Origin of the sequence: Kitasatospora brasiliensis (genome assembly GCF_032654805.1) — a bacterium.
GTDB lineage: Bacteria > Actinomycetota > Actinomycetes > Streptomycetales > Streptomycetaceae > Kitasatospora > Kitasatospora brasiliensis.
The window spans coordinates 500,062-521,744 of record NZ_JAUOOW010000003.1 but is presented as its reverse complement, the minus strand read 5'-3'; the positions used below and the strand labels follow the sequence as shown (position 1 = coordinate 521,744).

Annotated in this window: 16 protein-coding genes and 1 pseudogene; 8 read left to right on the top strand and 9 right to left on the bottom strand. The window is 73.3% G+C overall.

The genetic code is table 11. The annotated features are described in order from the left end of the window. From QWJ13_RS14435 to QWJ13_RS14425, 3 genes are all read left to right on the top strand, one after another. Nucleotides 1–609 carry a GTP-binding protein gene (locus tag QWJ13_RS14435; RefSeq protein ID WP_316524514.1) on the top strand — a complete coding sequence of 203 codons (609 nt, stop codon included), beginning with the start codon at nucleotides 1–3 and terminating at the stop codon, nucleotides 607–609. 92 nt (nucleotides 610–701) lie between these two features. Further along, nucleotides 702–1,835 (top strand): FAD-dependent monooxygenase, encoded by a 1,134-nt coding sequence (locus QWJ13_RS14430; protein WP_316524512.1) that lies wholly within the window; start codon nucleotides 702–704, stop codon nucleotides 1,833–1,835. A 136-nt stretch (nucleotides 1,836–1,971) separates the two neighbouring features. After that, on the top strand, nucleotides 1,972–3,045 hold the full coding sequence (locus QWJ13_RS14425; RefSeq protein ID WP_316524511.1) for an aminotransferase class I/II-fold pyridoxal phosphate-dependent enzyme: 1,074 nt from the start codon (nucleotides 1,972–1,974) through the stop codon (nucleotides 3,043–3,045). Here QWJ13_RS14425 and QWJ13_RS14420 read toward each other — a convergent pair. The 3 genes from QWJ13_RS14420 to QWJ13_RS14410 all read right to left on the bottom strand — a co-directional run bounded on the left by QWJ13_RS14420 (nucleotide 2,993) and on the right by QWJ13_RS14410 (nucleotide 5,061). Then, nucleotides 2,993–3,793 carry a serine hydrolase gene (locus QWJ13_RS14420; protein WP_316524508.1) on the bottom strand — a complete coding sequence of 267 codons (801 nt, stop codon included), beginning with the start codon at nucleotides 3,791–3,793 and terminating at the stop codon, nucleotides 2,993–2,995. The two genes, QWJ13_RS14425 and QWJ13_RS14420, sit on opposite strands and share 53 nt — an antisense overlap. 80 nt (nucleotides 3,794–3,873) lie before the next feature. After that, nucleotides 3,874–4,530, bottom strand: coding sequence for a DUF1707 SHOCT-like domain-containing protein (locus tag QWJ13_RS14415; protein WP_316524506.1), 657 nt, complete (start codon nucleotides 4,528–4,530; stop codon nucleotides 3,874–3,876). A 249-nt stretch (nucleotides 4,531–4,779) separates the two neighbouring features. Beyond that, nucleotides 4,780–5,061 carry a hypothetical protein gene (locus tag QWJ13_RS14410; RefSeq protein ID WP_316524503.1) on the bottom strand — a complete coding sequence of 94 codons (282 nt, stop codon included), beginning with the start codon at nucleotides 5,059–5,061 and terminating at the stop codon, nucleotides 4,780–4,782. A 287-nt stretch (nucleotides 5,062–5,348) separates the two neighbouring features. Between QWJ13_RS14410 and QWJ13_RS14405 the strand changes: the two genes are divergently transcribed. After that, nucleotides 5,349–7,058, top strand: a complete 1,710-nt coding sequence (locus tag QWJ13_RS14405) for a PKD domain-containing protein (RefSeq protein WP_316524500.1) — start codon at nucleotides 5,349–5,351, stop codon at nucleotides 7,056–7,058. 87 nt (nucleotides 7,059–7,145) lie between these two features. Here QWJ13_RS14405 and QWJ13_RS14400 read toward each other — a convergent pair. The 4 genes and pseudogenes from QWJ13_RS14400 to QWJ13_RS14385 form a co-directional block, all read right to left on the bottom strand. Beyond that, a pseudogene (locus tag QWJ13_RS14400) lies at nucleotides 7,146–7,797 on the bottom strand (phosphotransferase family protein). A 50-nt stretch (nucleotides 7,798–7,847) separates the two neighbouring features. Then, nucleotides 7,848–8,297 carry a nuclear transport factor 2 family protein gene (locus QWJ13_RS14395; RefSeq protein WP_432277504.1) on the bottom strand — a complete coding sequence of 150 codons (450 nt, stop codon included), beginning with the start codon at nucleotides 8,295–8,297 and terminating at the stop codon, nucleotides 7,848–7,850. Nucleotides 8,298–8,827: 530 nt separating this feature from the next. Beyond that, nucleotides 8,828–9,583 (bottom strand): leucyl/phenylalanyl-tRNA--protein transferase, encoded by a 756-nt coding sequence (locus QWJ13_RS14390; RefSeq protein ID WP_316524499.1) that lies wholly within the window; start codon nucleotides 9,581–9,583, stop codon nucleotides 8,828–8,830. After that, nucleotides 9,580–12,957, bottom strand: coding sequence for an amino acid adenylation domain-containing protein (locus QWJ13_RS14385; protein ID WP_316524498.1), 3,378 nt, complete (start codon nucleotides 12,955–12,957; stop codon nucleotides 9,580–9,582). The genes QWJ13_RS14390 and QWJ13_RS14385 overlap by 4 nt, the downstream gene beginning before the upstream one ends. A 215-nt stretch (nucleotides 12,958–13,172) precedes the next feature. On the opposite strand from QWJ13_RS14385, the gene QWJ13_RS14380 reads away from it, so the two are divergent. Next, nucleotides 13,173–16,376, top strand: coding sequence for a putative bifunctional diguanylate cyclase/phosphodiesterase (locus QWJ13_RS14380; protein ID WP_316524497.1), 3,204 nt, complete (start codon nucleotides 13,173–13,175; stop codon nucleotides 16,374–16,376). Between the two features lie 26 nt (nucleotides 16,377–16,402). On the opposite strand, the gene QWJ13_RS14375 is transcribed toward QWJ13_RS14380, so the two are convergent. Next, entirely contained in the window at nucleotides 16,403–18,220 is a 1,818-nt protein-coding gene (locus QWJ13_RS14375) for a CocE/NonD family hydrolase C-terminal non-catalytic domain-containing protein (RefSeq protein WP_316524495.1), read from the bottom strand. 312 nt (nucleotides 18,221–18,532) lie between these two features. Between QWJ13_RS14375 and QWJ13_RS14370 the strand changes: the two genes are divergently transcribed. Together QWJ13_RS14370 and QWJ13_RS14365 are read left to right on the top strand one after the other, a co-directional pair. Continuing rightward, a complete protein-coding gene (locus QWJ13_RS14370) occupies nucleotides 18,533–18,871 on the top strand; it encodes an Ig-like domain-containing protein (RefSeq protein WP_316524493.1) in 339 nt (112 codons plus the stop codon). A gap of 82 nt (nucleotides 18,872–18,953) precedes the next feature. After that, nucleotides 18,954–19,772, top strand: coding sequence for a methyltransferase domain-containing protein (locus QWJ13_RS14365; protein WP_316524491.1), 819 nt, complete (start codon nucleotides 18,954–18,956; stop codon nucleotides 19,770–19,772). A gap of 32 nt (nucleotides 19,773–19,804) precedes the next feature. Here the strand turns inward: QWJ13_RS14365 and QWJ13_RS14360 are convergent, their stop codons facing one another. Beyond that, on the bottom strand, nucleotides 19,805–20,071 hold the full coding sequence (locus QWJ13_RS14360) for a hypothetical protein (protein ID WP_316524488.1): 267 nt from the start codon (nucleotides 20,069–20,071) through the stop codon (nucleotides 19,805–19,807). A 268-nt stretch (nucleotides 20,072–20,339) separates the two neighbouring features. Here QWJ13_RS14360 and QWJ13_RS14355 point away from each other — a divergent pair, with 268 nt between their 5' ends. Continuing rightward, nucleotides 20,340–21,593: an alpha/beta hydrolase family protein gene (locus QWJ13_RS14355; RefSeq protein WP_316524485.1), complete on the top strand. Its 1,254-nt coding sequence runs from the start codon at nucleotides 20,340–20,342 to the stop codon at nucleotides 21,591–21,593. The last annotated feature ends 90 nt before the right edge of the window (nucleotides 21,594–21,683 follow it).

Below are 21,683 nucleotides of genomic sequence, written 5' to 3'. Positions count from 1 at the left end.
ATGGCAACGCCCCACTCCGCCACCGACCACCCCGCCGCCGCTGCCGCCCCGGTGGCTCCCGCCGCGGTCAAGATCCTGATCGCGGGCGGCTTCGGGGTGGGCAAGACCACCCTGGTCGGCTCGGTCAGCGAGGTCACCCCGCTGCGCACCGAGGAGTACCTGACCCGGGCCAGCATCGGCGTCGACGACCTGGCCGGCGTCGACCAGAAGACCACCACCACCGTCGCGCTCGACTTCGGCCGGATCACGATCAGCCCCGAGCTGGTCGTCTACCTGTTCGGCACGCCCGGCCAGGAACGCTTCTGGTTCATGTGGAACGACCTGGTCAACGGCGCCCTCGGCGGGATCGTCATCGCCGACACCCGCCGGCTGGAGACCAGCTTCGCCTCCATCGACTTCTTCGAGAGCCGGGGCATCCCGTTCGTGGTCGCGATCAACTGCTTCCACAACACCAACACCCGGACCCCCGACGAGATCCGGGCCGCGCTCGACCTCGACCCGCAGGTGCCGATGCTGCTCGGGGACGTGCGCGAGCGCGACTTCGGACGGGACCTGCTGCTCGCCCTGGTCGACCACCTGATGGACCTCGCAGCGACCCCCGCCGGCTGAACCCGTCCCCGACCCGTCCCCGGTCCGCCCTCGGTCCGCCCCCGACCCGTCCGCCGCACCTCCTCGCTGAACTTCCTTTCGGAGCACTCCACATGACCAGTCCCCTGCGCGTCCTCGTCCACGGCGGCGGCATCGGCGGCCTCACCCTCGCCACCGCCCTCGCCAAGCGCGGCCACCGGGTCGACGTCGCCGAGCTGCGCGAGCAGTTGGAGGCCCTCGGCGTCGGCATCATCCAGCCGTCCAACGCCCTGCACGTGATGCGCGAGATAGGCGTCCTGGAGGACTGCCTGTCCGTCGGCTTCGAGTGGGAGGTGCTGACCATCTGCGACCCGGCCGGCGCCACCCTCGCCAGCATCCCGCAGCCCCGGATGGGCGACGCCCCCTCCAACAACGGCATCCCGCGCCCGGCACTCGCCCGGGTGCTCGCCGACGCCGCCACCAAGGCCGGTGCCGCGCTCCGCTTCGGCACCACCCTCGACACCCTGGCCGAGGACGCCGACGGCGTCGACGTCACCCTGACCGACGGGCACAGCGGCCGCTACGACCTCGTCGTCGGCTTCGACGGCATCGGCTCCCCGCTGCGCCGCCGGCTGTACGGCGAGATGTACGCCCCCGAGTACACCGGCTTCGCCAACTGGCGCGTCACGCTGCCGCGTTCGCCCGAGCTGCGGGGCGTGCTGATGTCCTCCGGCAACCTCAGGGCCAAGGCGCTGCTCACCCCGATCAGCGCGGAGCAGATGTACCTGGGCTCGGTCTTCGCCGAGGCCGAGGACTTCCGCCCGGACCCGGAGCGCGCCCACGAGCAGCTGCGCGAGCGCCTGGCCGGCTTCGGCGGCCCGATCGCCGAGGCACTGGCGCAGATCACCGACCCGGCCGCGGTGGTCTACTCGCGGATCTCCCAGGTCACCGTCGAGGAGCCCTGGCACGTCGGCCGGATCGTCCTCGCCGGCGACGCCGCCCACGCCTCCACCCCGCACCTGGCCCAGGGCGCCGCGATGGCCGTCGAGGACGCCCTGGTGCTCGCCCAGAGCCTCGACGAGGCCGACACCGTCCCGGCCGCCCTCACCGCCTGGGAGCAGCGCCGCCGCCCGCGCGCGATGTGGGTCCAGGCCCTGTCCCGGGCGATTCTCAAGCAGGAGACGGGCACCGCGACCACGCCGGAGGAGGACGAGCTGCTGGAGGTCGGCGTCCCGGGCGCCGCGCACGTCCTGGTGCAGCCGTACTGACGGCTCCTCGGGTTCGGTGGGGCCGCCGTCGAGCCGCCCCGCCGAGCCCGCCGCGCGTCGGGGGCGGTCTTGTGCCCACCGCGACCGCGGGGCAGGCTGGCGACCGTCCCGACCATCCCGACGCCCTGGGGGAACGGTGCCGTCCCTGTTCCGGATGCTCGACCTGCACGAGGCCGTGGAGCGCGAACGGCAGCACCCGAACGGGCGGTTGTTCGTCTCCGACTACAACGGCGGACACCCCTTCGTCGCCGACTACCTGGGCCCGCTCGCCGACACCCCGCCGTACCTGCTCGGCGACGTCACCCGCTACTCGGCGATCGACGAGGACCACGCCCTGCGGGCCAAGATCGCCCGGCTGCACACCGAGTACGACGAGGTGGAGTACCGGCCGGAGCAGGTGATCCCGGCCGGCGGCTCCAGCGCCCTGCTCGGCACCCTCTGCACCTGGCTGCACCTGAGCGGCGTGCGGCGCGTCCACTACCTGCCGCCCGTCTACTACAAATTCGCCTACTTCTTCCGGAAGTTCGGCATCGAACCGGTCCGGGTGAGCGAACTGCACGCCGGTCAGCCGGGATTCGCGCCGCGATTGCCGGACGAGCGGACGGTGCTGCTGCTCACCGACCCGCTCTGGTACGCCGGACGGCCCGTCCCGGCCGAGCTGGTCAAGCGGATCGGCGAGTGGCAACGGGCCACCGGGTCACTGGTGTTCGTGGACGGCACCTTCCAGTACCTGCGCTGGGACGGCGCCCGGCGCGAGGAGAGCGCCGCCCTGCCGCCCGAGCTCACCCTGCGGATGGTGTGCCCCACCAAGTACCTGTCCGTCCACGGCTACCGCTGCGCCCACCTACTGGCGCCCGCGCACCTGCGCGAGCCACTCGCCGACCTGCACCTCAACCTGCACGGGGACGTCACGGTGGCCGACCGTCTGTTCGCCCACCGGGCCGCCGACCTGATGCTCGACGGCGAGGGCAACCGGCGGCTGGTCGACCACATCCGGGCCAACCACCGGCGGCTCTCCCACAGCGGCGCGCTGCGGGCCGCCGCCCCGGTGGACAGCGGCTACTTCCTGTTCGCCCGGGTCGCCGCGCCGGCCGAGCGGCTGCTCGCGCTCGACGAGCGGTACTTCGAACTCACCGGGCACGAGGGGTTCGTACGGATCAACCTGCTGAACGAAGCGGCGCTGGCGGGGCTGACGGCGCTCGCGCGGTGATCTGGTCGCGCCGGTCCCACACCGCCCTGGAGATCCGGGCGAGCAGCCGGGCCGCCGGATCGGTGCGGTCGGTGCCGTCGGCGAGCGGGCCGGTGTAGCAGACGGCGATCAGGTACGGCGGGCAGTCGGCCGACTGGACGAGGCCGACGCTGTGCCGGGTGCCGGGGAACCAGCCGTTCTTGAAGGCGATCCGGGTGTTGGACGGGAGGCCGGCGGCCAAGTCGACCCGGAAGTCGTTCTGTTCGAGCAGGCCGAGCAGTTCGGGCTCGCCGGCCAGCGAGCGCAGCAGCCGGACCAGGTCGTGGGCGCTCACCCGGTTGTGCACGCCCCGGGCGCGCGCCGCGTAGTCCTCGATCCCGCGCGGGGTGGAGCTGCGGGTCGCCCCCGCGCGCCGCCACACGTCGGAGACGGCCTGCTGGGTGGTGCGGGCCAGGCAGAGGTTGGTGGCGAGGTTGGAGGAGTGGGTGATCATCCGCTCGGCGAGCAGCCGCAGCGGCACATGGGTGCCCAGCAGCTCCCAGGGCAGCGGATCGCTGTCCCAGTCCGGGTCGTTGCCGAACTCGCCGCCCACGACGGACTCGAAGCGGTTCACCACCGGCACCTCGGCGTCGAGGTTGACGCCACTGCGGCAGAGCGCCGCGAGCACCGCGACCTTCATCGTGCTCGCGGCGTCGTGCAACACGTCGGGGTTGCGGGTGAACACCGGCTTAGAGTCGCCCGCCCAGGGGGCTACCACCACGGAGAGCATGGAGGAAGGGTAAGGGAGGCCGGGGTGATCCCTCGACGGTTGCGGTGAACGACACGAACGCCTTCCGGGCGGCGGGCAGTTCAGCCCCCGGTCGGCAGGGCCGGGGGCCTGCGCCGCAGCCACCGGCCGACCGGCCGCTTCGACGGCCGTACGACGATCCGGCCGTGCCGTTTGCGGCCGACCAGCTCCACCCGCAGGGCGGTCGGCCCGCCCTGGTCCGCCGCCCGGTCGTTCCTGACCCGGGCGAACTCCACGGTCAGGCCGTCGGTGTCCACCACGACGCCCGGCCCGGTGATCAGTGTCAGGGTCTTGCCGTCCATGTCCAGGTCGATCAGCAGGGTGTCATGCGTGATCACCGCCTGGGTGAAGTCGAGCGTCACCTCGCACCACTCCACGAACAGTTCCAGCCGGCGCGGCACCACCCAGCGCCCCTCTCGCCTGACCGGGCTCCACCGCTGGTCGATCCGCAGGACGTCCTTGACCTCCGCCACCACCACGCCGTCGACGGAGACCGACACGGCGGGCAAGTCGGCGGTGAGCCGGGCCAGTTCGCCGATCGTCCGGGCGGACAGGGCGAGCTCCAGGCGCTCGTCCAGCTCCTCCGCGGTCAGCCGGCCGTCGCCCGCCGCGACCCGCAACAGCTCGGCCGTCCGGTCCCGGTCGGCATGGGAGGCCCGCAGCCCCGACTGCGGACCGTGGGCGCCCTGCGACCCGGCGGGCACGATCTCTCCCGGCATGATTCCCGTCCTGAGCTCGACGATGGTCTCCGCGCGGCGAGGTGGGCAACGCGACAGTGATTCACGATATATCGCGATAGTGCTTCCCGCCAGACCCAGCCACCCCACCCACCCCCATCCACCCACCCCGATCCGTCCGACCCGATCCGTCCGACCCGCCGGACCCGTCGGCCCCCGCCCCGCCGGACCTGCTCGGCGGAGCGGGAAGTCGACCGGGCCGACTTCCCACTCCTCGGACCTATTCGGACATCAGTTGACGAAGTAACTGAATCCGACCGTCGCCGCGGCCATCCCGGGCGCGATCTCCCTCGTCAACGCCCCCTGACAGTTCGCCGCGGAATAGACGTCGACCGTCGAGTCCGTGAGGTTCTGGACGACCACCGGCGACACCGTCGAGTAACACCCCCGAGCCGGATTCTGCTTCACCACCCCGTTCACCACCAAGGTCCCCGTCGCTGCCTGCGCGGGCACGGCGAGCGCGAGCACACCGGCCGCGGCCAGCATGCCGACCGTTGCGATCCGACGACGCATGACTGTTCTCCCTTCCGAGGGCGCGCGACCCGTTTCGACGCCCTTTCGGGGCGATGGATTCCCCTGACGTCCTGTCCATGCCAGAAGGAGACCGGCAATTCCCCCGAACCGGTGACAGCACACAAAAGCGACGTCAATTCATCAATCGTCCACGGGCCGATCGCCGCGAAAAACCAGGTCCCGCGGAACGCGAACGACCTGTACCCTCTGAACGCACATTCGAACTGTGTGGAATCCGTTCGCACATTCACACAACTGTGGGGGAATCGGTGCACAATCGCCGACTTGTGGTTCTCGCCGCCTTCGTGGCGGCCGGTGTCGGTCTGGCCACGTCCGGGACCGCCCAGGCGGCCGGCCCCGGCGGCTCGGCACTCGCCTCCGGGCCCGCCGCGCCCACCGCCGGGAAGGCGGCCGGGCTGGAGGCGCTCAAGAAGCTGCCGCCCAAGACCTACGACAGCGCCGCCGACCACACCGTCGTCACCCCGAAGGCCGGTGCCCGGGCCGCGGCGCCCGCCCAGGGCGCGCCGGCCGCCGCGCCGCTCGCCTCGACCATCGGCGTCGGTCTGCACGCCTCGGTCACCAGCGCGCACGGCATGGACCTCGAAACCCAGCTCACCCCGAGCACCAGCGGCACCGTCGCCGTCACCATCGCCTGGGGCGACGGGACGACGAGCGCCTTCACCACCTCCGTCTCCGGCGGCGGGCTGGACAAGCGCACCACCAGCCACAAGTACGCCTCGGTCGGCCGTTTCGACATCACGGTCACCGCGAAGGACGCCGGGAACGCCGTCGAGGCCACGAACACCGTCACGGTGGAGACCCTCGGCTCCGAGTTCACCCCGCACACCCCCACCCGGCTGCTGGACACCCGCTCGGGCCTCGGCGCCCCGGCGACCAAGGTCCCCGCCCGCAGCACGGTGGCCCTGAAGATCGACGGTGCCGCCCAGATCCCCGTCGGGGTCGACGCGGTGGTGCTCAACGTCACCGTCACCAACGCCACGTCGGACGGCCACATCTCCATCCAGCCCACGAAGGCCAAGGCCGAGACCGCCGAGACGTCGAACCTGAACTTCGTCGCCGGCCAGACCGTCCCGAACCTGGTGGTGGCCAGTGTCGGCTACGACGGCTACGTCTACCTCTTCAATTCGAGCTGGCAGTCGATCGACCTGCTCGCCGACGTCACCGGCTACTTCGCCGCCAAGACCGCCAGCGGCTACAGGTCCGTGACGCAGACCCGCGTCGTCGACACCCGCGAGGGCCTCGGCGCGGCCAAGGGCCAGGTCCCCGGGCTGAGCAGCTTCGACGTCCAGATGACCGGTCGCAACGGCGTGCCCGCCGGGGTCACCGCCGTGGCGGTCAACCTGACGGCCACCGGCCCCCAGGACGCCGGCCACCTGATCGCCTACCCCAGCGGGCAGGCGGTGCCGACCACGTCCAACCTGAACTTCACCGGGGGCCAGACCGTCGCCAACGCGGCGATCGTGCCGGTCAGCGCGGACGGCAGGATCACCATCCGCAACGGCAGCTGGAAGCCGACCGACGTGGTGCTCGACGTCGTCGGCTACTACACCCCCGCCAGCCGCTCGGCCCTGGTGCCGATCGGCTCGCCGGTCCGGCTCATGGACACCCGCATGCCCGACGACAGCGGCAAGCCCAACCCGCTCTTCGCCCGCAGCTACATCGCGCTCAGCCTGGAGGGCGACGTCACCGTCCCCCAGGTCGACGGCTGGGTGCTGAACGCCACCGTCACCAACACCAGCGGCCCGGGCTTCCTGTCGGTCAACCCCGACCCGAACCTCTGGTCCAACTACCTCAACCACACCGCGGTCACCCCGGACCGTCCGGTCTCCTCGACGCTGAACTGGACGGCCGGCCAGACCGTTCCGAACCTCGCCCAGACCTCCGGCGGCCGGGGCGGCATCGTCGACTTCTGGAACCAGGGCTGGCAGAACGTCGACGTCCTGGTCGACCTCCAGGGCTACTACGAGTCGAACTGACCCGACTGACGGCCCGTCACCGATAGCCGGGGCCGGGGCGGTGTTCCTCACGGAGCACCGCCCCGGTCGCGTTCCCGCCGACAGGGCTCAGTCGCCGAGCAGTTCCAGCGCCTGCCGCAGGTTGTGCTCGGCGATGCCCGCCATCGCCTCGCGCGCCGGGAAGTCCCCGTCCAGCAGCCGCAGCGGCCCCGCCGTCAGCGAGAGCCGCCGCGCCAGGGTTTAGAGGGCGAGCCGGTCCTCGTCCAGTCCGTCCGCCGCGAGCGGCCGGTCGTCGGCCTCGCCCAGGCGGATCCGCAGGAAGACGTGCTCCCACTCGACGTCGAAGTACATCGCGCCCTCGATGTCGATCAGCACCGGGCTGCCGTCCGCGGCCACCAGCACGTGGTCGGGCCCCAGTTCGCCGTGCACCACCACGTACTCCGCGCGCGGCCGCACCGCCGCCGCCAGGCGCAGCAGCCGCTCCGCCAACCGCTCGCGGGCCCGGTCGATCCGGGCGTCGCGCGCCGCCGCCTGCGCGAGGTCGCCCAGCGCGCGCTCCGGCACGACACCCTCGCAGGAGGCGCCGTGCGAGGCCGGCCGCCGGCCAGTAGTTCTCGGCGGCCGCCCACCGGTAGGCGATCGCCGATGTCCCGTCGTCCATCACCAGGCGGTACACGCCCTTCTTGCTGCCGCCCGCCAGCCGCTCGGCGGCCGTCAGCCGCCGCCCGTCGCCCAGCGCGGCCCGCGCCGCACCCGCCAACCGCTCCCGCACCGCCGCCCCCGGCTCTCCGTGGTTCCGAACGGCGAACCCTACTGCCGCAGGTGGCGGCTCACATCGCCGAACATGGTGATCCGCGCCTGCCGCTCCACGAACCGCCACCGCCCGTCCTCCCCGCGCGCGAAGCCGTCGCGGTAGCGGCCGGCCGCGATGGCTTGCAGCGGGAAGTCGGGCAGCGACTGGAACACGGTGACGTACGAGCGGGCGGCCGCCGTCCCCGCGTTCTCATCGACCTCGACCGCCACATTGCCGGTGACGTGCTGGGTCCGCGGCGTGCCGTCGGCGTACACGATCAGCAGGCCCCGGAACATCGCCTCGATCGCCTCGCCGCCGCTCACCGGCGCCCCGCTGCCGACGAAGGTGGCGTCGGCGAGCAGCGCGCCGAGCCCCACGAAGTCGCCGTCGTCCACGAGTTCGGCGTAACGCGCGATCAGGTTCTCGATCTGCCGGTGGCTCGGCATCGAATCGGCGGGTGCGGACACGTTTCTCCCCCAAGGACGGACGGTCAGTCACCTCCCGACTCTCCCATGCCGTGATCAACGGCCGGACAGGGGGCTACTTCCCGTGCGTCGCGGCCAGCCGGGAGATCTCGGCGGCGACGGCCTCCGGTTCGGGCGCGACGGTGACGCGGGCGACGCCGTCCAGCCCCGGGTGGCTGCCGACCGGTCAGGGCGGCCCGGGTGGTCCCCCGGTAGTACACCAGGACGGTCTCGTCCTCGCGGCCGGGCCATCCTTCCAGCCACGCGATGACACCCTCATGGATCCAGTCGTAGTCGCTCATGCCCGGCACCGTAACGCGCGCCACCGACAGAGCGGTTGGGGCCGGCTTGCGCTTCCCCTTCCGGCCGGATCGGGGCCCACCGACGACAAGGCCCCCTGACCGGAAAGCCGGCCAGGGGGCCCATGGGTGACGCCATGCCAGCTACCGCCGCCTGGCGGCAGCGGCAGCTTGCCCTCGATGACCGGGGTGCGACAGGCCGAGAACGCCGCCCCGCGAAGGTTTAATCGCAGGTCAGCCCAGTCGCGCCGCCGGAAGCAGCGTCCCGTCCAGCGCGCCCGCCACGGCCCCGCCGGACAGCTCCCCGAGGTACCGCGAGCGCGCCATCGGCACGGCCCCGAGGCTTCGCACATGCGGTCCGTCCCACTGCGCGTCGAGCAGCCGCCCGCCCGCCGCGCCGAACCGCGCGCCGAGGTCGGCGACGGCGACCCGGGCGGCGTCCGGGCGGCGGTGGAACATCGAGTCCAGGCTCAGCACCGGCCCGACCGCGACCCCGAACACCCCACCGACCAGCTCCTCCCCCTCCCACACCTCCCCGCTGTGCGCCACCCCCAGCTCGTGCAGTCGCACCAGCGCCGCCGCCAACTCCTCGGTCAGCCACACGGGTTGACGACCCTCGGCGCACGCCGCCAGCACCTGCCCGAAGGCCCGGTCGGCGCTCGTGCGCCACCCGAGCCGGTTGCGCAGCCGGCGCGCCAGCCGACCGCCCAGCCGGACGCCGTCGGGCGCGATCACCGGCCGGGGGTCGGGCGACCACCAGGCCAGCGCGTACGGGTCCGGCCCGCCCGGCAGCAGCGCCACTCGGCCCGCCTCGACGTCGCCCCCGTACACCGCCTCGTTGTACGCGCTCGCGTACAGGTCCGCCGCGGGCAGCGGGAACAGTCCTCGCCGGTACGCCGCGAGCAGCTCCTCGGCCCCGAGCGTCCCACCGAAGGCCACCGGACCGTCACCGGGGGCGAGTCGCAGGTCCAGCGCGTCGAAGGCGGTCACGGCGCGGCCGCCCGCAGGAACCCGTCCCGCTCCAGCCAGGCCAGGTAGTGATCGATCAACCGGGCTTCCACCGGCGGCAGTTCGATGCCGCTCCCGGCCAGCGCCGCGTCCGCGTTCGCCCGGTCGAAGAGCGGGAACGTCGGCCGGAAGTACATCTCGCTGATCGACAGCTCCGAGGCCGGAGCCCGGTCCACGAACAGCGGGACGAATGGCGCGATGGGGTGGGTCGGGCGCCCGGCGGCGAACCGCACCAGCCCCTGCACCCAGTCCCGGTAGGGCAGTTCGGTGATCCGGTGGCCGCGCGCGCGCAGCCGCTCGGCCAGGTCGGCGAGCACGCCGGGCCGCGGGGAGGTGAGGTGGTAGGCCTCTCCGGCGGCGGGCGCGTGGGCGGCGATGCGGGCGATGGCGCGGGCGAACCGGTCGGCGGGGACGAAGTCGAGCGGCAGCCGCACGTCCGGGCAGGTCCCGCTGTCGGCCAGGTAGGCGATCAGCGCGCACAGTTCGGTGCCGGTGTTCATCACCCCGTCCGCCAGGTCCCCGGTAACGTCGTTGGTGCGCAGCACGGTGACCGGAAGCCCGGCGGCGGCCGCGTCGTGCAGCAGCCGCTCGGCGACCCACTTGCTCTCGACGTAGCCGACGCCGAGCCGTTCCGGGTGGGCGAGCGGGGTGCGCTCGGTGACCTTCGGGACGCCCGCCGCGCCGAAGCCGGCCAGCACCGCGAGGGTGGAGAGGTAGTGCACCGGGATGCCCCGGCTGTGCCCGGCGAGCCGGACCACCTCCCGGGTGCCGCCGACGTTGGCCGCCCGCAGCTGGTGGTACGGGTAGAGGAAGTTGACCTGCCCGCCGAGGTGGTGAATGGCATCCAACGCGCCTGACAGCCATGTGAATTGATGATCGGTCAGCCCTAGCTTCGGCCGGGTGAGGTCGCCGACCAGCGGCACCACCCGCCGGTCGGCGAGGTCGCGCCGCAGGAAGCGCTGCTGTGCGGCCCTCAGCCGCTCCAGCGCGTGCTCCTCGTCGGGCGCCCGGACCAGGCAGTGGATCCGCGCCCGGGTGGTGGTGAGCAGCGCGTCCAGCAGGTGGGCACCGCAGAAGCCGGTGGCGCCGGTGAGCAGGATCTCGGCGGGGTCGGCACGGGAGGGCGCCGGGTTCCAGGGCTGCCGGATGTCCTCGGTGAGCCGGGCCTCCGCGAACCAGTCGACACCGGCCTCCCCGGCACCGCGCGAGGCGTCCCCGGCGGCCTCCGTACGCGCGGCCCGCAGGGCCTCGGCGAAGGCCCGCAGCACGGGCTCGCGCAGCAGCGCCCGGGTGAGCGTCCGCACCTGCCCGACGTCGATGCCGAACATGATCCGGGCCCGGGCCAGCATCTCCATCGCGAGCAGCGAGGTGCCGCCGAGCGCGAAGAAGTCACCCTCGGGGCCGACCCGTTCGACCCCGAGCAGCTCCGCCCACAGCTGCCCGACGGCCCCCTCGGTCACACCCGCCCCCGCACCCGCACCCGCGCCCGCGCCCGCCCCCGCGACGGCCGGCACAGGAACCGACGCCGACCGCACCGGAGCCCGCGGCAGCCGCCGCCGGTCGATCTTCCCCGCCGCGGTGAGCGGCATCTCCTCCAGCGGCACGTACCCGGCCGGCACCAGGTACTCCGGCAGCCGCTCGGCCAGGAACTCCCGGATCCGCGCCGCCCCGCCGGCCGCCCCGGCGGAGAGCGTGTAGTACGCCGTGAGTGCCCGGCTGCCGTCCGCCGCCCGCCCGTCGGCCGCGACCCGCGCCTGCCGGACGTCCGGGTGCGCGGCCAGGACGGCTTCGACCTCGGCCGGGTCCACCCGGTGCCCGCGCACCTTCACCTGCTCGTCGAAGCGGCCGAGGATCTCCAGTCGCCCGTCCTCCCGCCAGCGCCCGGCGTCGCCGGTGCGGTACATCCGCTCGCCGGGCAGCGGCGCGTACGGGTCGGGCACGAAGGACTCCGCGGTGAGGCCGACCTGCCGCCAGTAGCCGCGGGCGAGGCCGGGCCCGCCGAGGTGGATCTGCCCCTTCTCCCCCGGCCGGACGGGGCGCAGCCGCGCGTCCAGCACGTGCACCCGCACCCCGGGCAGCGGCCGCCCGATCGGCACCGGTGCGGCGGCGCCCGGCGGCCCCGCGCTCCCCGGCCCACCAGGCCCCGCACCGAGCAGTTCCGCGGTGACCTCGCAGAGCGTGGAGGTGACGGCCGCCTCGGTGACCCCGTACGCGTTGAGCAGCCGTACGCCGGGCAGCCGGTCCAGGCAGTGCCGACAGTCGTCGGTGTGCACGGCGTCCCCGCCGACCACCACCAGCCGCAGTTCCCGCGGGCCGGGGCCGCCGGGCGGGAGCAGGTCGAGCAGGTGGTGCCAGTAGGCGGGGGTGAAGTCGGCGACGGCCAGGCCCAGCTCGGGCAGCCGGCCGGCCAGTTCGGTGGGCGCCCAGGTGCCGCCCGCGCTCCCGCCGCCGCCCAGCACCACGGTGGCGCCCGCGAGGAGTGCGCCGAAGACCTGTTCCAGTGCGGTGTCGGAGCCCAGCGCGGCCAGTTGCAGGACGCGTTCGCCCGGGCGCAGCCGGTAGGCGTGGACGATCCGGTCGAGGGTGAAGAGCAGCGCACGGTGGGTGACCGGGACGCCCTTGGGGCGGCCGGTCGTGCCGGAGGTGTAGATGAGGTACGCGAGGTCGTCCGGGACGGCGCCGTCGTCGAGCGGGAACTCCCCCGGCCCGGTGAACGGCTGGGGCGCCGCCTCGCAGGCCCCGTCCGGCGTCAACACCGCCACCCCCGCGGCCCCGTGGAACCCGTCACCGTCCGCGACCGCCACTCGCGCCCCGCAGTCCTCGACCAGTCGGGCCAGCCGTCGCGGCGGGTGGGCCGGGTCCAGCGGCAGGAAGGCGCCGCCCGCCTTGAGCACGGCCAGCCAGGCGGTCACCAGCCCCGCGCCGCGGTCCAGGCAGACCGGCACCACCTGCTCCGGCCCGGTCCCGGCCGCCCGCAGCGCGGCGGCCAACCGGTCGCTGCGCAGGTCGAGTTCGCGGTAGTCCAGGGTGGCGTCGGCGGCGACGACGGCGAGGGCCCGCGGGTCGTGCGCCGCCCGCGCGCGGAACAGCCCGTGCACCGTGTCGGCGCATCCGGCCGCCTCCCGCCGTACGGGGGTGCCGCCGGGGATGCCCAGCCCGGCCGGTCGCCATTCCCGCTCCACCCAGGCCCGGCAGTCGGCCCGCCCGGCCGGTCCGTGGACCTGTCGCCAGCCGGCCGGAACGGTCAAGTCCCCCGGCCAGATCGCATACTGACCGTTGCCGTTGCGGACCACGGCGTGACGGCCGGAGCCCACTTCCGTTCGTGCGCCCTGTGCGCTGTCTGCTGCGTCGTCCACCGGCTTGACCTCGTGCTGTGGCGGCAGAATGCTGGGGAGTGCGACATTTCCGACTATACGCACTCGCGCCCCAGGGAGGACGTCCGGTCTCACCCCGACCGGGCGCCCCACCTTTGCGCGAGAGTCCACTTTTGCGCGAATCCTTTCGCCCGTCCCGTCCTCGCCCGAACTCCCCTGCCCGACCGGCGGGGTGGTGTCGCGGAGGAGGTACCTCGTTGACTCGCCGGCGCCGACGCCTGATGGTCTGTTACCTGCTCTGGATGATGCTGTTCATCGGCATCTACTACGCGAATCCGAGCCAGCGGATCGTCTGGTGGACGGGCATCGGCCTCGGCGGCGTCGCCGCCATCGTGGCCGGCGTCCGCCTCAACCGCCCCGCGCACGCGCGGTTCTGGTACGTGCTGGCGCTCGCCAACCTCAGCTTCACCGCGGGCGAGGTGGTGCAGGCCGTCCAGCTGGACATCCTGCACCTGTCCAATCCGTTCCCCTCCGTCGCGGACGGCTTCTACCTCGCCGAGTACGTGCTGTACGCGGTCGGCCTGCTGGGCTTCATCCGCTGGCGCACGGCCCGTCAGGACCGTGCCGGGCTGCTCGACGCACTCATCCCCACCATCGGGCTGGGCCTGCTCGCCTGGATCTACCTGATCCTCCCGTACGCCCGGAACCCGGACCTCGGCTGGTTCCAGAAGGCCGTCTCGATCTCCTATCCGCTCGGCGACGTCGTCATCCTGGCCCTGCTGCTGCGCCTGCTGACCCCGCGCGGCGGCAACTCCCGCTCACTGCAGCTGCTCGCCGTCGGCTCGCTCGGCATCCTGGTCTCCGACGTGCTGTACGGGCTGATCCAGCTGCACGGCACCTGGCACATCGGCACGGCCGTCGAGCTCGGCTGGGCCGCCTTCTACACCGCCTGGGGCGCGGCCGCGCTGCACCCGTCGATGGTCGAGCTGACCAGACCGGTGCCCACCCAGCAGCCGGACCTGAGCACCTCCCGACTGGTGCTGCTCACCCTCGCCTCGCTGATCGCCCCGGCGATCCTGATCATCGAGGCGCTGGCCGGCAACACCAGCAACGCGGGTGTGATCGGCGCCTTCTCCGCCCTGCTCTACCTGCTGGTGCTGGCCCGGCTGGCGGTGGTCGTCTCCGCCCGCCGGCAGGCCGTCGCCCGCGAGCGGGCGCTGCGCGAGGCGGGCGCCCGGCTGACCGCCGCCGTCACGGTGGAGGAGGTCGCCGACGGCGTCCAGGCCGCCGCCTCCACCCTGATGCCGGCCGAGCCCGGACACGTCGCCCTGCTCGCCGTCGCCGAGGCCGGGGTGCTGCACGTCCGGCACGCCGAGGGCGGCGAGGCCCGGCCCGCGCCGGGGGGCGCCGCCCAGTCCGACCGGGTGCTCGCGCTCGCGGCCGCCCGGGAGACCCGGCTGCTGCCCGTCGCATCGCTCGGCCTGCACGGGCCCGGCCCCTCCGACGGCGACCTCGCCCCCCGCCCCGGCTCGTCCGACCGCGACCTCGCCACTCGCCTCGGCCGGATGCCGTACGCCCTGGTCTGCCCGCTGACCCTGGCCGAGCGTCCCTCCGGCGACCCGCTGATCGGCGCGCTCGCCGTCACCGGCACCGAGCAGGAGCTGACCAGCCTCTGGGGCTCGCTGGAGATCCTCGCCGCGCAGGCGGCCCTCGCCGTCGAGCGGGTGGTGCTGAGCCGGGAGGTCATCCGCCGCAACAGCGAGCTGTACTTCCGCACCCTGGTGCAGAACGCCAGCGACGTCATCCTGATCCTCGACGCCGACGACAGCGTGCGCTACGCCTCCCCCTCCGCCGCGACGGTGCTCGGCCGCCCGGACCTGGCGGGCACCCTGCTGACCGACCTCGTCCCGCCCGAGGACAGCCGCACGGTCGCCGGGGCGCTGGCCCGGATGCGCGAGGCGAGCGGCCCGCCGCGCGGCGATCAGCCCCGCGAGCACTGGCGGCTGCTGCGCCAGGACCGCACCCCGATCGAGGCCGAGGTCCGCTTCGACGATCTGCGCGCGGACCCGACCGTCGGCGCCCTGGTGCTCACCCTGCGCGATGTGACCGAGCAGCGGCAGATGGAGCGCGAGCTGACCCACCGGGCCTTCCACGACGCGCTGACCGGCCTGGCCAACCGGGTGCTGTTCCTGGACCGGGTCGGGCACGCGCTCTCCCGGAGCGAGCGCAGCGGGGCCGTCACCGGGGTGCTCTTCATCGACCTGGACGACTTCAAGGTGGTCAACGACACCCAGGGCCACGCGGTCGGCGACGAGCTGCTGGTCGCCGTCTCGCTGCGGATCTCCACCGCGCTGCGCGCCTCGGACACCGCCGCCCGGCTCGGCGGCGACGAGTTCGCCGTGCTGGTGGAGGACGCCCGGCGGCCCGCCGACGTGGACACCATCGCGGCGGGCGTGCTGGCCCTGTTCGCCGAACCGTTCCAGCTCAAGTCGGGTGCCGTCCGGGTGACGGCCAGCATCGGGGTGGCGACCACCGAGGACAGCGTGGACGCGACCGAGCTGCTCGCCCACGCCGACCTCGCGCTTTACTCCGCCAAGGCGGCCGGCCGCCGCCAGTGGCGCCACTACCGGACGGCCCTCCAGACCGGGATGGTCGAGCGGCACGAGCTGAACGAGCACCTGGACTCGGCGATCGCCGAATCGGCCTTCCAGCTGTACTACCAACCGATCGTCGACCTGCGCTCGGGCGATCTGGTCTCCTTCGAGGCCCTGGTCCGCTGGCCTCACGACCGGCGCGGCATGGTGCCGCCCGACGAGTTCATCGCCCTCGCCGAGGAGAGCGGCCAGATCGTCCCGCTCGGCGCCTGGGTGCTGGAACGCGCGGCGCACGAGGTCGCCGCCTGGCAGGCCGCGAGCTCCGAGCTGCGGACGGCCACCGGACGGCCGCCGCTGCGGGTCAACGTCAACGTCTCGGCCCGGCAGTTCCGCGACGCCGGCTTCGTGGACGTGGTCCGCCGGGCCCTGGCCGGCTCCGGCATCGACCCGCACACCCTCGTCCTGGAGCTCACCGAGTCCGTGCTGATGCGCCGCGACGACCGGATCCACGCCGACATGGCCACCCTGTCCGGCCTCGGCGTCGGGATCGCCATCGACGACTTCGGCACCGGCTACTCCTCGCTGTCCTACCTGCGCGAGTTCCCGATCTCACTGCTCAAGATCGACAAGTCCTTCATCGACGGCCTCGGCCACTCGCCCCAGCAGTACGCCCTGGTCGAGGGCATCACCCGGATCGCCGACACCCTCGGCGTCCAGGTGATCGCCGAGGGCATCGAACACCCCGAGCAGCGCGACCTGCTCGCCGCCATGGGCTGCCCGCTCGGCCAGGGCTACCTCTTCGCCCGCCCGATGGCCTCCCCCCAGGCCCGCGCCCTGGTCCGCGACGGGACGCACGAACCGGCGTGAGCCGGGCCGGGCCTGGGGGGTCCCGATCAGCCGAGCGGCAGCTCCAGGCGGGACTCCTTCCCGCTCGCCGAGCTGACGGTGGTGGTGATCGGAGGAAGGAGGACCTGCTTCACGTTCCCCGGGAAGTACAGCGGGTCGAAGCCGTTCACGACCAGCGCCACCCGATGACCGGCCTGGACGTCGTACGCGACGGGCTGGAGCTCCCACTCGACGGTGGTGTCCGCGCCGGGGGTCACACCGGTCACGGTGTACGGCTCATGGGTGATGATCCGCGCGTTGCCGTCCGGGGCGACGTCGAACAGGTAGGCGATCAGGGTCGCGGCGTCCGAGGTGCTGCGCGCCGTCACCCGGACCTTCGCGGCGCCCCGGATCCTGCGGGCCACCCCGCCCTGTCCGGTCAGCGGGTCGGTCGACCAGACCAGCAGGCGGTCACGCTCGAACTCGCCCAGGACGTACCTCAGCGGGTTGCCGGTCCACTCGTCCTGGCCGGTTCCCATGATCTCCTCCACCGCCACGGCCTTGGTCTCGCCGACGGTGAAGCTCCGCGACCAGCCGGCCGCCTGCTTGTCCGCCAGCGCGCCGTCACCGTCACCGTTGGCGCCCGTCAGGTACCAGGTCTCGGAGCCTGTGGTGACGTCCGCCCACGACGCGTACTCCTCCCGGCGGGCGGCCTCGACGATCCGCTGCTTGCCGCCGAGCGCCGGCTTGGTCTTGTAGGTGAACATGACCTGGTTCACCACCTGCGGCCGCTCCGGCACGCCGTTCTCGACGCCGAGCAGGTAGTGGTCCAGGAAGCTGTAGATCTCCTCGACCGGGTCCTTGATGCCGGGGTAGGGCAGGCTGCTCGGCAGGCCGGTCAGACCGGCGCCCTCGGGTGCGCCGTGGTCGCCGATCCACATGTTCAGGTGCTTGGGCACGTCGAGCCGGTTGAACAGGTCGATGACCGGAAGGGCCGGGAAGAGCGTCTCGTGCCAGGTGTTGGAGAAGAAGGTGGGGATGCCGCGCCGGTTGGTCTCCGCCAGGTACGTCTCCGGGGAGCGCTCGTTGCCCCAGGCGATCACGTCCTCCAGGTCGCGGTTCTCGTCGAACTTCCTGAGGATCTCCACGGTGTCCGCGTCGAACTTCTCGTCCCGCGGGCCGCCGGTGAAGCCGACCAACAGGTCGACGGCCTGCACGTGCCGGGTGTCGTTGGCGTAGAGGCTGGTGGCCAGGTTGCCCCAGGTGCTCACCGCCGCCACGGCCGCGACACGGTCGTCCGGGTCGTGCGCGGCGACCAGCTGGCTGATCCCGGAGCCGTAGGAGAGGCCGAGGAAACCGATCTTGGACGGGCTGAAGTGACCCTCCGCGAAGGTGATCACCTTCGACCCGTCGGACCAGTCGGCGGGCCCGGCCACGTTGACGTGCCCCGTGGAGGTGGAGATCCACTTCGGGTAACCGAGGCCCCGCGGGGTGTAGGCCAGCACGTGGTAGCCGCGCAGCGCCAGCTTGTAGTAGGCGTAGACGAAGGGCAGCCAGCCCATCGGGTTCCAGCCGGCGGGCATGATCACGACCGGGCGCGGCTCGTTGCCGCTCAGCTTGATCGTGAACACCGACAGGTTGACGTTCTCCTCCACGGTGAGCGCGGAGACCTCGATCTCGCTCCGCTGCCGCACCTTCGCCACCAGCTCGGCCAGCTCGGGCGGGAGTTGCACCGCCTCGCCCTGGGCGGCCGCCACCAGGGCGTTGCCGAGATCGACCACGGAATGGTTGACGGTGGCGCCGGGGCCCCAGAGGCCGTGCTCGGCGATGTCGGCGAGTGTGGCCTCGGTGATCGCCGGGATCGGCTCTCCGCTGATGCTGGCCATGCGAACCACCCTTTCGGTGACGGATACTGAACCGCATCATGGTCCGGGGCGGCAGCGCTCTAACTGATGGACCGTCAAATTCCCTCGGATGGGTGGCAGTTGGACGTCCATGCCCAGCCGATGCGCAGCCGTGGTATCACCCGGGCGCGTCCCGCGCCGAGGCGATCGGCGCCCGGGCCCGGTCGCCGCACACGGCCGCCGCGGACACGTTGCCATGGAGACGGGGTCGCCCTGTGAACACGCCCGGATGCGGACCGTCGCGCGGGTGTCTACCGTGGAAGTAGTAGCCAAGAGCATCCGGGAGGTTACGCCATGACTTCCAAGAAGCCCGTCCAGCTCACGGCACGCACCGTCGGCGGCCACGTGATCGCCGGCGCGCCGATCAGCGGCGACTTCGAGGCCACGCTCACCGACGCGCACGGCAAGCCGATCGTGGGGCGCCAGGTCACGTTCTACAGCACCGCGAGCGGCCAGCGGGTCGGCTCCGCGACCACCGACAAGAGCGGGATCGCCAAGCTGAACTCCGGCTCCAAGATCCTCGACCCGGTCATCGTCGCCAGCACCCTGGCCACCGGCTGTGAAGCACGGTTCGAGGGCGACGACGAGTACCAGGCGGCTTCCGCCCACGCCGGCACCGCGGTCGGCGTCTGACGCGAGAATCGCGAGAATCCTCAACCAGCCGACGAATACCGAAAGTTACCAAAGAACAGGAGTAGCCGACCGGGTGAGCCCCATGACCGACCCGCCTCCCAGCTCGGCCTTCCGCACCGCGAACATCGACCCCGCGGTCACGGAGCGGCTGACGGCCGTGCTGGACGTCCAGGCCGCCAACCCGGGCGTACGGCGGCTGCGGGCATGGGCGCACGAGCGGCTCGGCGCGCACCCCGGCGAACGGGCACTGGACATCGGCTCCGGCACCGGTTCGGAGACCCAGGTGCTCGCGGCGGCGGTCGCGCCCGAAGGCCACGCGGTCGGTGTGGAGCCCAACCCGGGCCTACGGGCTGTCGCCGAGCGGCGCGCCGCCGAGGCGGGCAGCCCGGCCCGATTCCTGGAGGGAGACGCGCTCGCCCTGCCACTGCCCGACGCCGATGCGGACGTGGTCTGGTGCGAGCGCGTCCTCCAGCACGTGACCGACCCGACCCGGGCCGTCGCCGAGATGGCCCGGGTCCTGCGTCCGGGCGGCCGGGTCGCCCTGCTGGACACCGACTGGGCCACCTTCCTGCTCCACCCCGCCACCGCGGAGGTCCACCCCGCGCTGGCGGCCATCGCCTGGGGCACCGCCGCCACCCCCCATGCCGGACGCAGCCTCGCGGGCTGGCTGGCGGGGGCGGGGCTGACCGTCGACCACACCGGCGCCGACGTCCTGCTGGCCGACCCGTACGCCGTGCCCCGGCCGCTGCTGCGCGCGATCTGCACGACGGCCATCGAACGGGGCCTGCTCACCGAGGAGCGGCGCGACCGGCTCTACGACGATCTGGACGCGGCCGCCGAGCGCGGGGCCTTCCACCTCTCGGTGACGATGTTCACCGCGGTGGCCCACCGGCCGCGCTGACGGGTGTCCGGCCGCCTGGCGGGCATCGGGTCTCAGAGCCGGCGCAGCGCCGCCTCGCAGAGCCGGCAGCGCTGCTGCTCCAGCTCGGGCGGGTACCACGGCTCGCCCGGTCGGCCGGGGCGGTAGTGGGCGTGCTCCATCGGAGCGGTGTCCAGCCCGCAGAGGGTGCGCGCCTGTGGGTCCTCCGGGACGTCCGGATCCTGGCCGGCGGCGTGCACCGCGACCACGCCCGGCCCGACGCCCTCGGCACCGAGGGCCTGGTCCGGGGCCATTTCGAAGAGGACGACGATGGAAGCCACGGTCCCACCGTGGCGGGCCGCGGCCGTCCCCGCATTTCGATCTTCACCCCCTCGCCCGGCGCGGCGGCTGCCCCCGGTCGGCCCGGCCCCCGGCGGGCAGGCTCCCTCCGGATCGCCCCGGGCCAGCCCAGCGGCCTCGCGGGTGGATCTCCTTCACCCGGCTTCCGCATCGGCCCGGGGATGTAAACCCGTGGGCCAATGCCGGGTGGCCGAGGATCAACCGACGGGCCGATGCCGCCCGTTCGGCCCGCGTGACAGCGTTCCGCGCATGGACACCACGTCGATGGACACCACGCCGATCGCGCCCCGTACCGGGCTGAGTCGCCGTCACATTCTGGGCGCCGCACTCGCGTTGGGCGCGGCCGCGCCGCTGGGCCTGGCCGGCGTCGCCTCGGCCTCGCCCGCCCCGCCCGCCTCGCCCGCCGCCACCGGCACCCCCGCCCGGCTCACCCTGCCCGCGCCCACCGGCCCGTTCCCGGTGGGCATGGTGCCGCTGCACCTGCGCGACGAAGCCCGGCTGGACCCGAACGCCAGGCCCGGACGGTTCCGTGAGCTGATGGCCACCGTCTGGTACCCGGCCCGGGCCGCGGACGCCGCCGCGTACCCGCTCGCCCCCTGGATGACCGAGGGCGCGCTGCGCGCCTTCCTCGACGACGTCGGCTACCCGCTCCCGCCCTCGCTCGCCCCGCTCACCTCGGGCCACCAGGGCGCCCCGGTCCACCGAGCCGGCCGGCCGCTGCCCGTCGTGCTCTACTCGCACGGCGCGGGCAGCCACCGCGCCGACCACACCATCGTGGTCCAGGAGTTGGCCAGCCACGGGTTCGCCGTCGTCACCGTCGACCACACCCACGACGGGATCACCGAATTCCCGGACGGCACCGTCGTCACCCGGGACGCCCCCTTGCCCGGGCTGCACCCGAGGGACTACGCCGCCGACCTGCTCTTCCTGCTCGACCGGGTCGTCGACCTGGCCCATGGCCGCAACCCCGACGTGGACGGCCGCGCCCTGCCGGCCGGTCTGCTCGGCGGCCTGGACGCGCGCAACATCGGTGCCTGCGGCTGGTCCAAGGGCGGCACCGCCGTCGCCCTCGCGATGGACGCCGACCAGCGGATCCGCGCCGGGCTCTCCTTCGACGGGCCGATGCAGTCCAACCCCGCTCCCAGTGCCGACATCGACCGGCCGTTCATGCTGATGACCGCCGACTTCGCCCGCGCCGTCAACCCGGCCGCCGAGACCTTCTGGAACCACCTGCGCGGCTGGCGTCTCGATGTCCAGGCCACCGGCGCCGTCCACTCCTCCTACGGCGACACCATGACGCTGATCCCCCAGGCGGGCAGGCTGCTGGGCATGACCGAGCAGCAGATCCAGGACCAGGTGGGCACCCTCGACCCCGGCCGTGGCGTGCTCGTCCAACAGGCCTACCCGCTCGCCTTCTTCGACCTCCACCTGCGCGGCCGCCACCGCGGTGACCTGCTGGACGGGCCCTCGAAGGCCTTCCCCGAGGTCGTCTACCACCCGTAGACCCCGGCGGGCGGCCGCCGCGGGGGTGCGGCCGTCCCGTTCAACACCGAGGCCCTGCCCGCCGGTTGGCCGGGCAGGGCCCCCATCAGC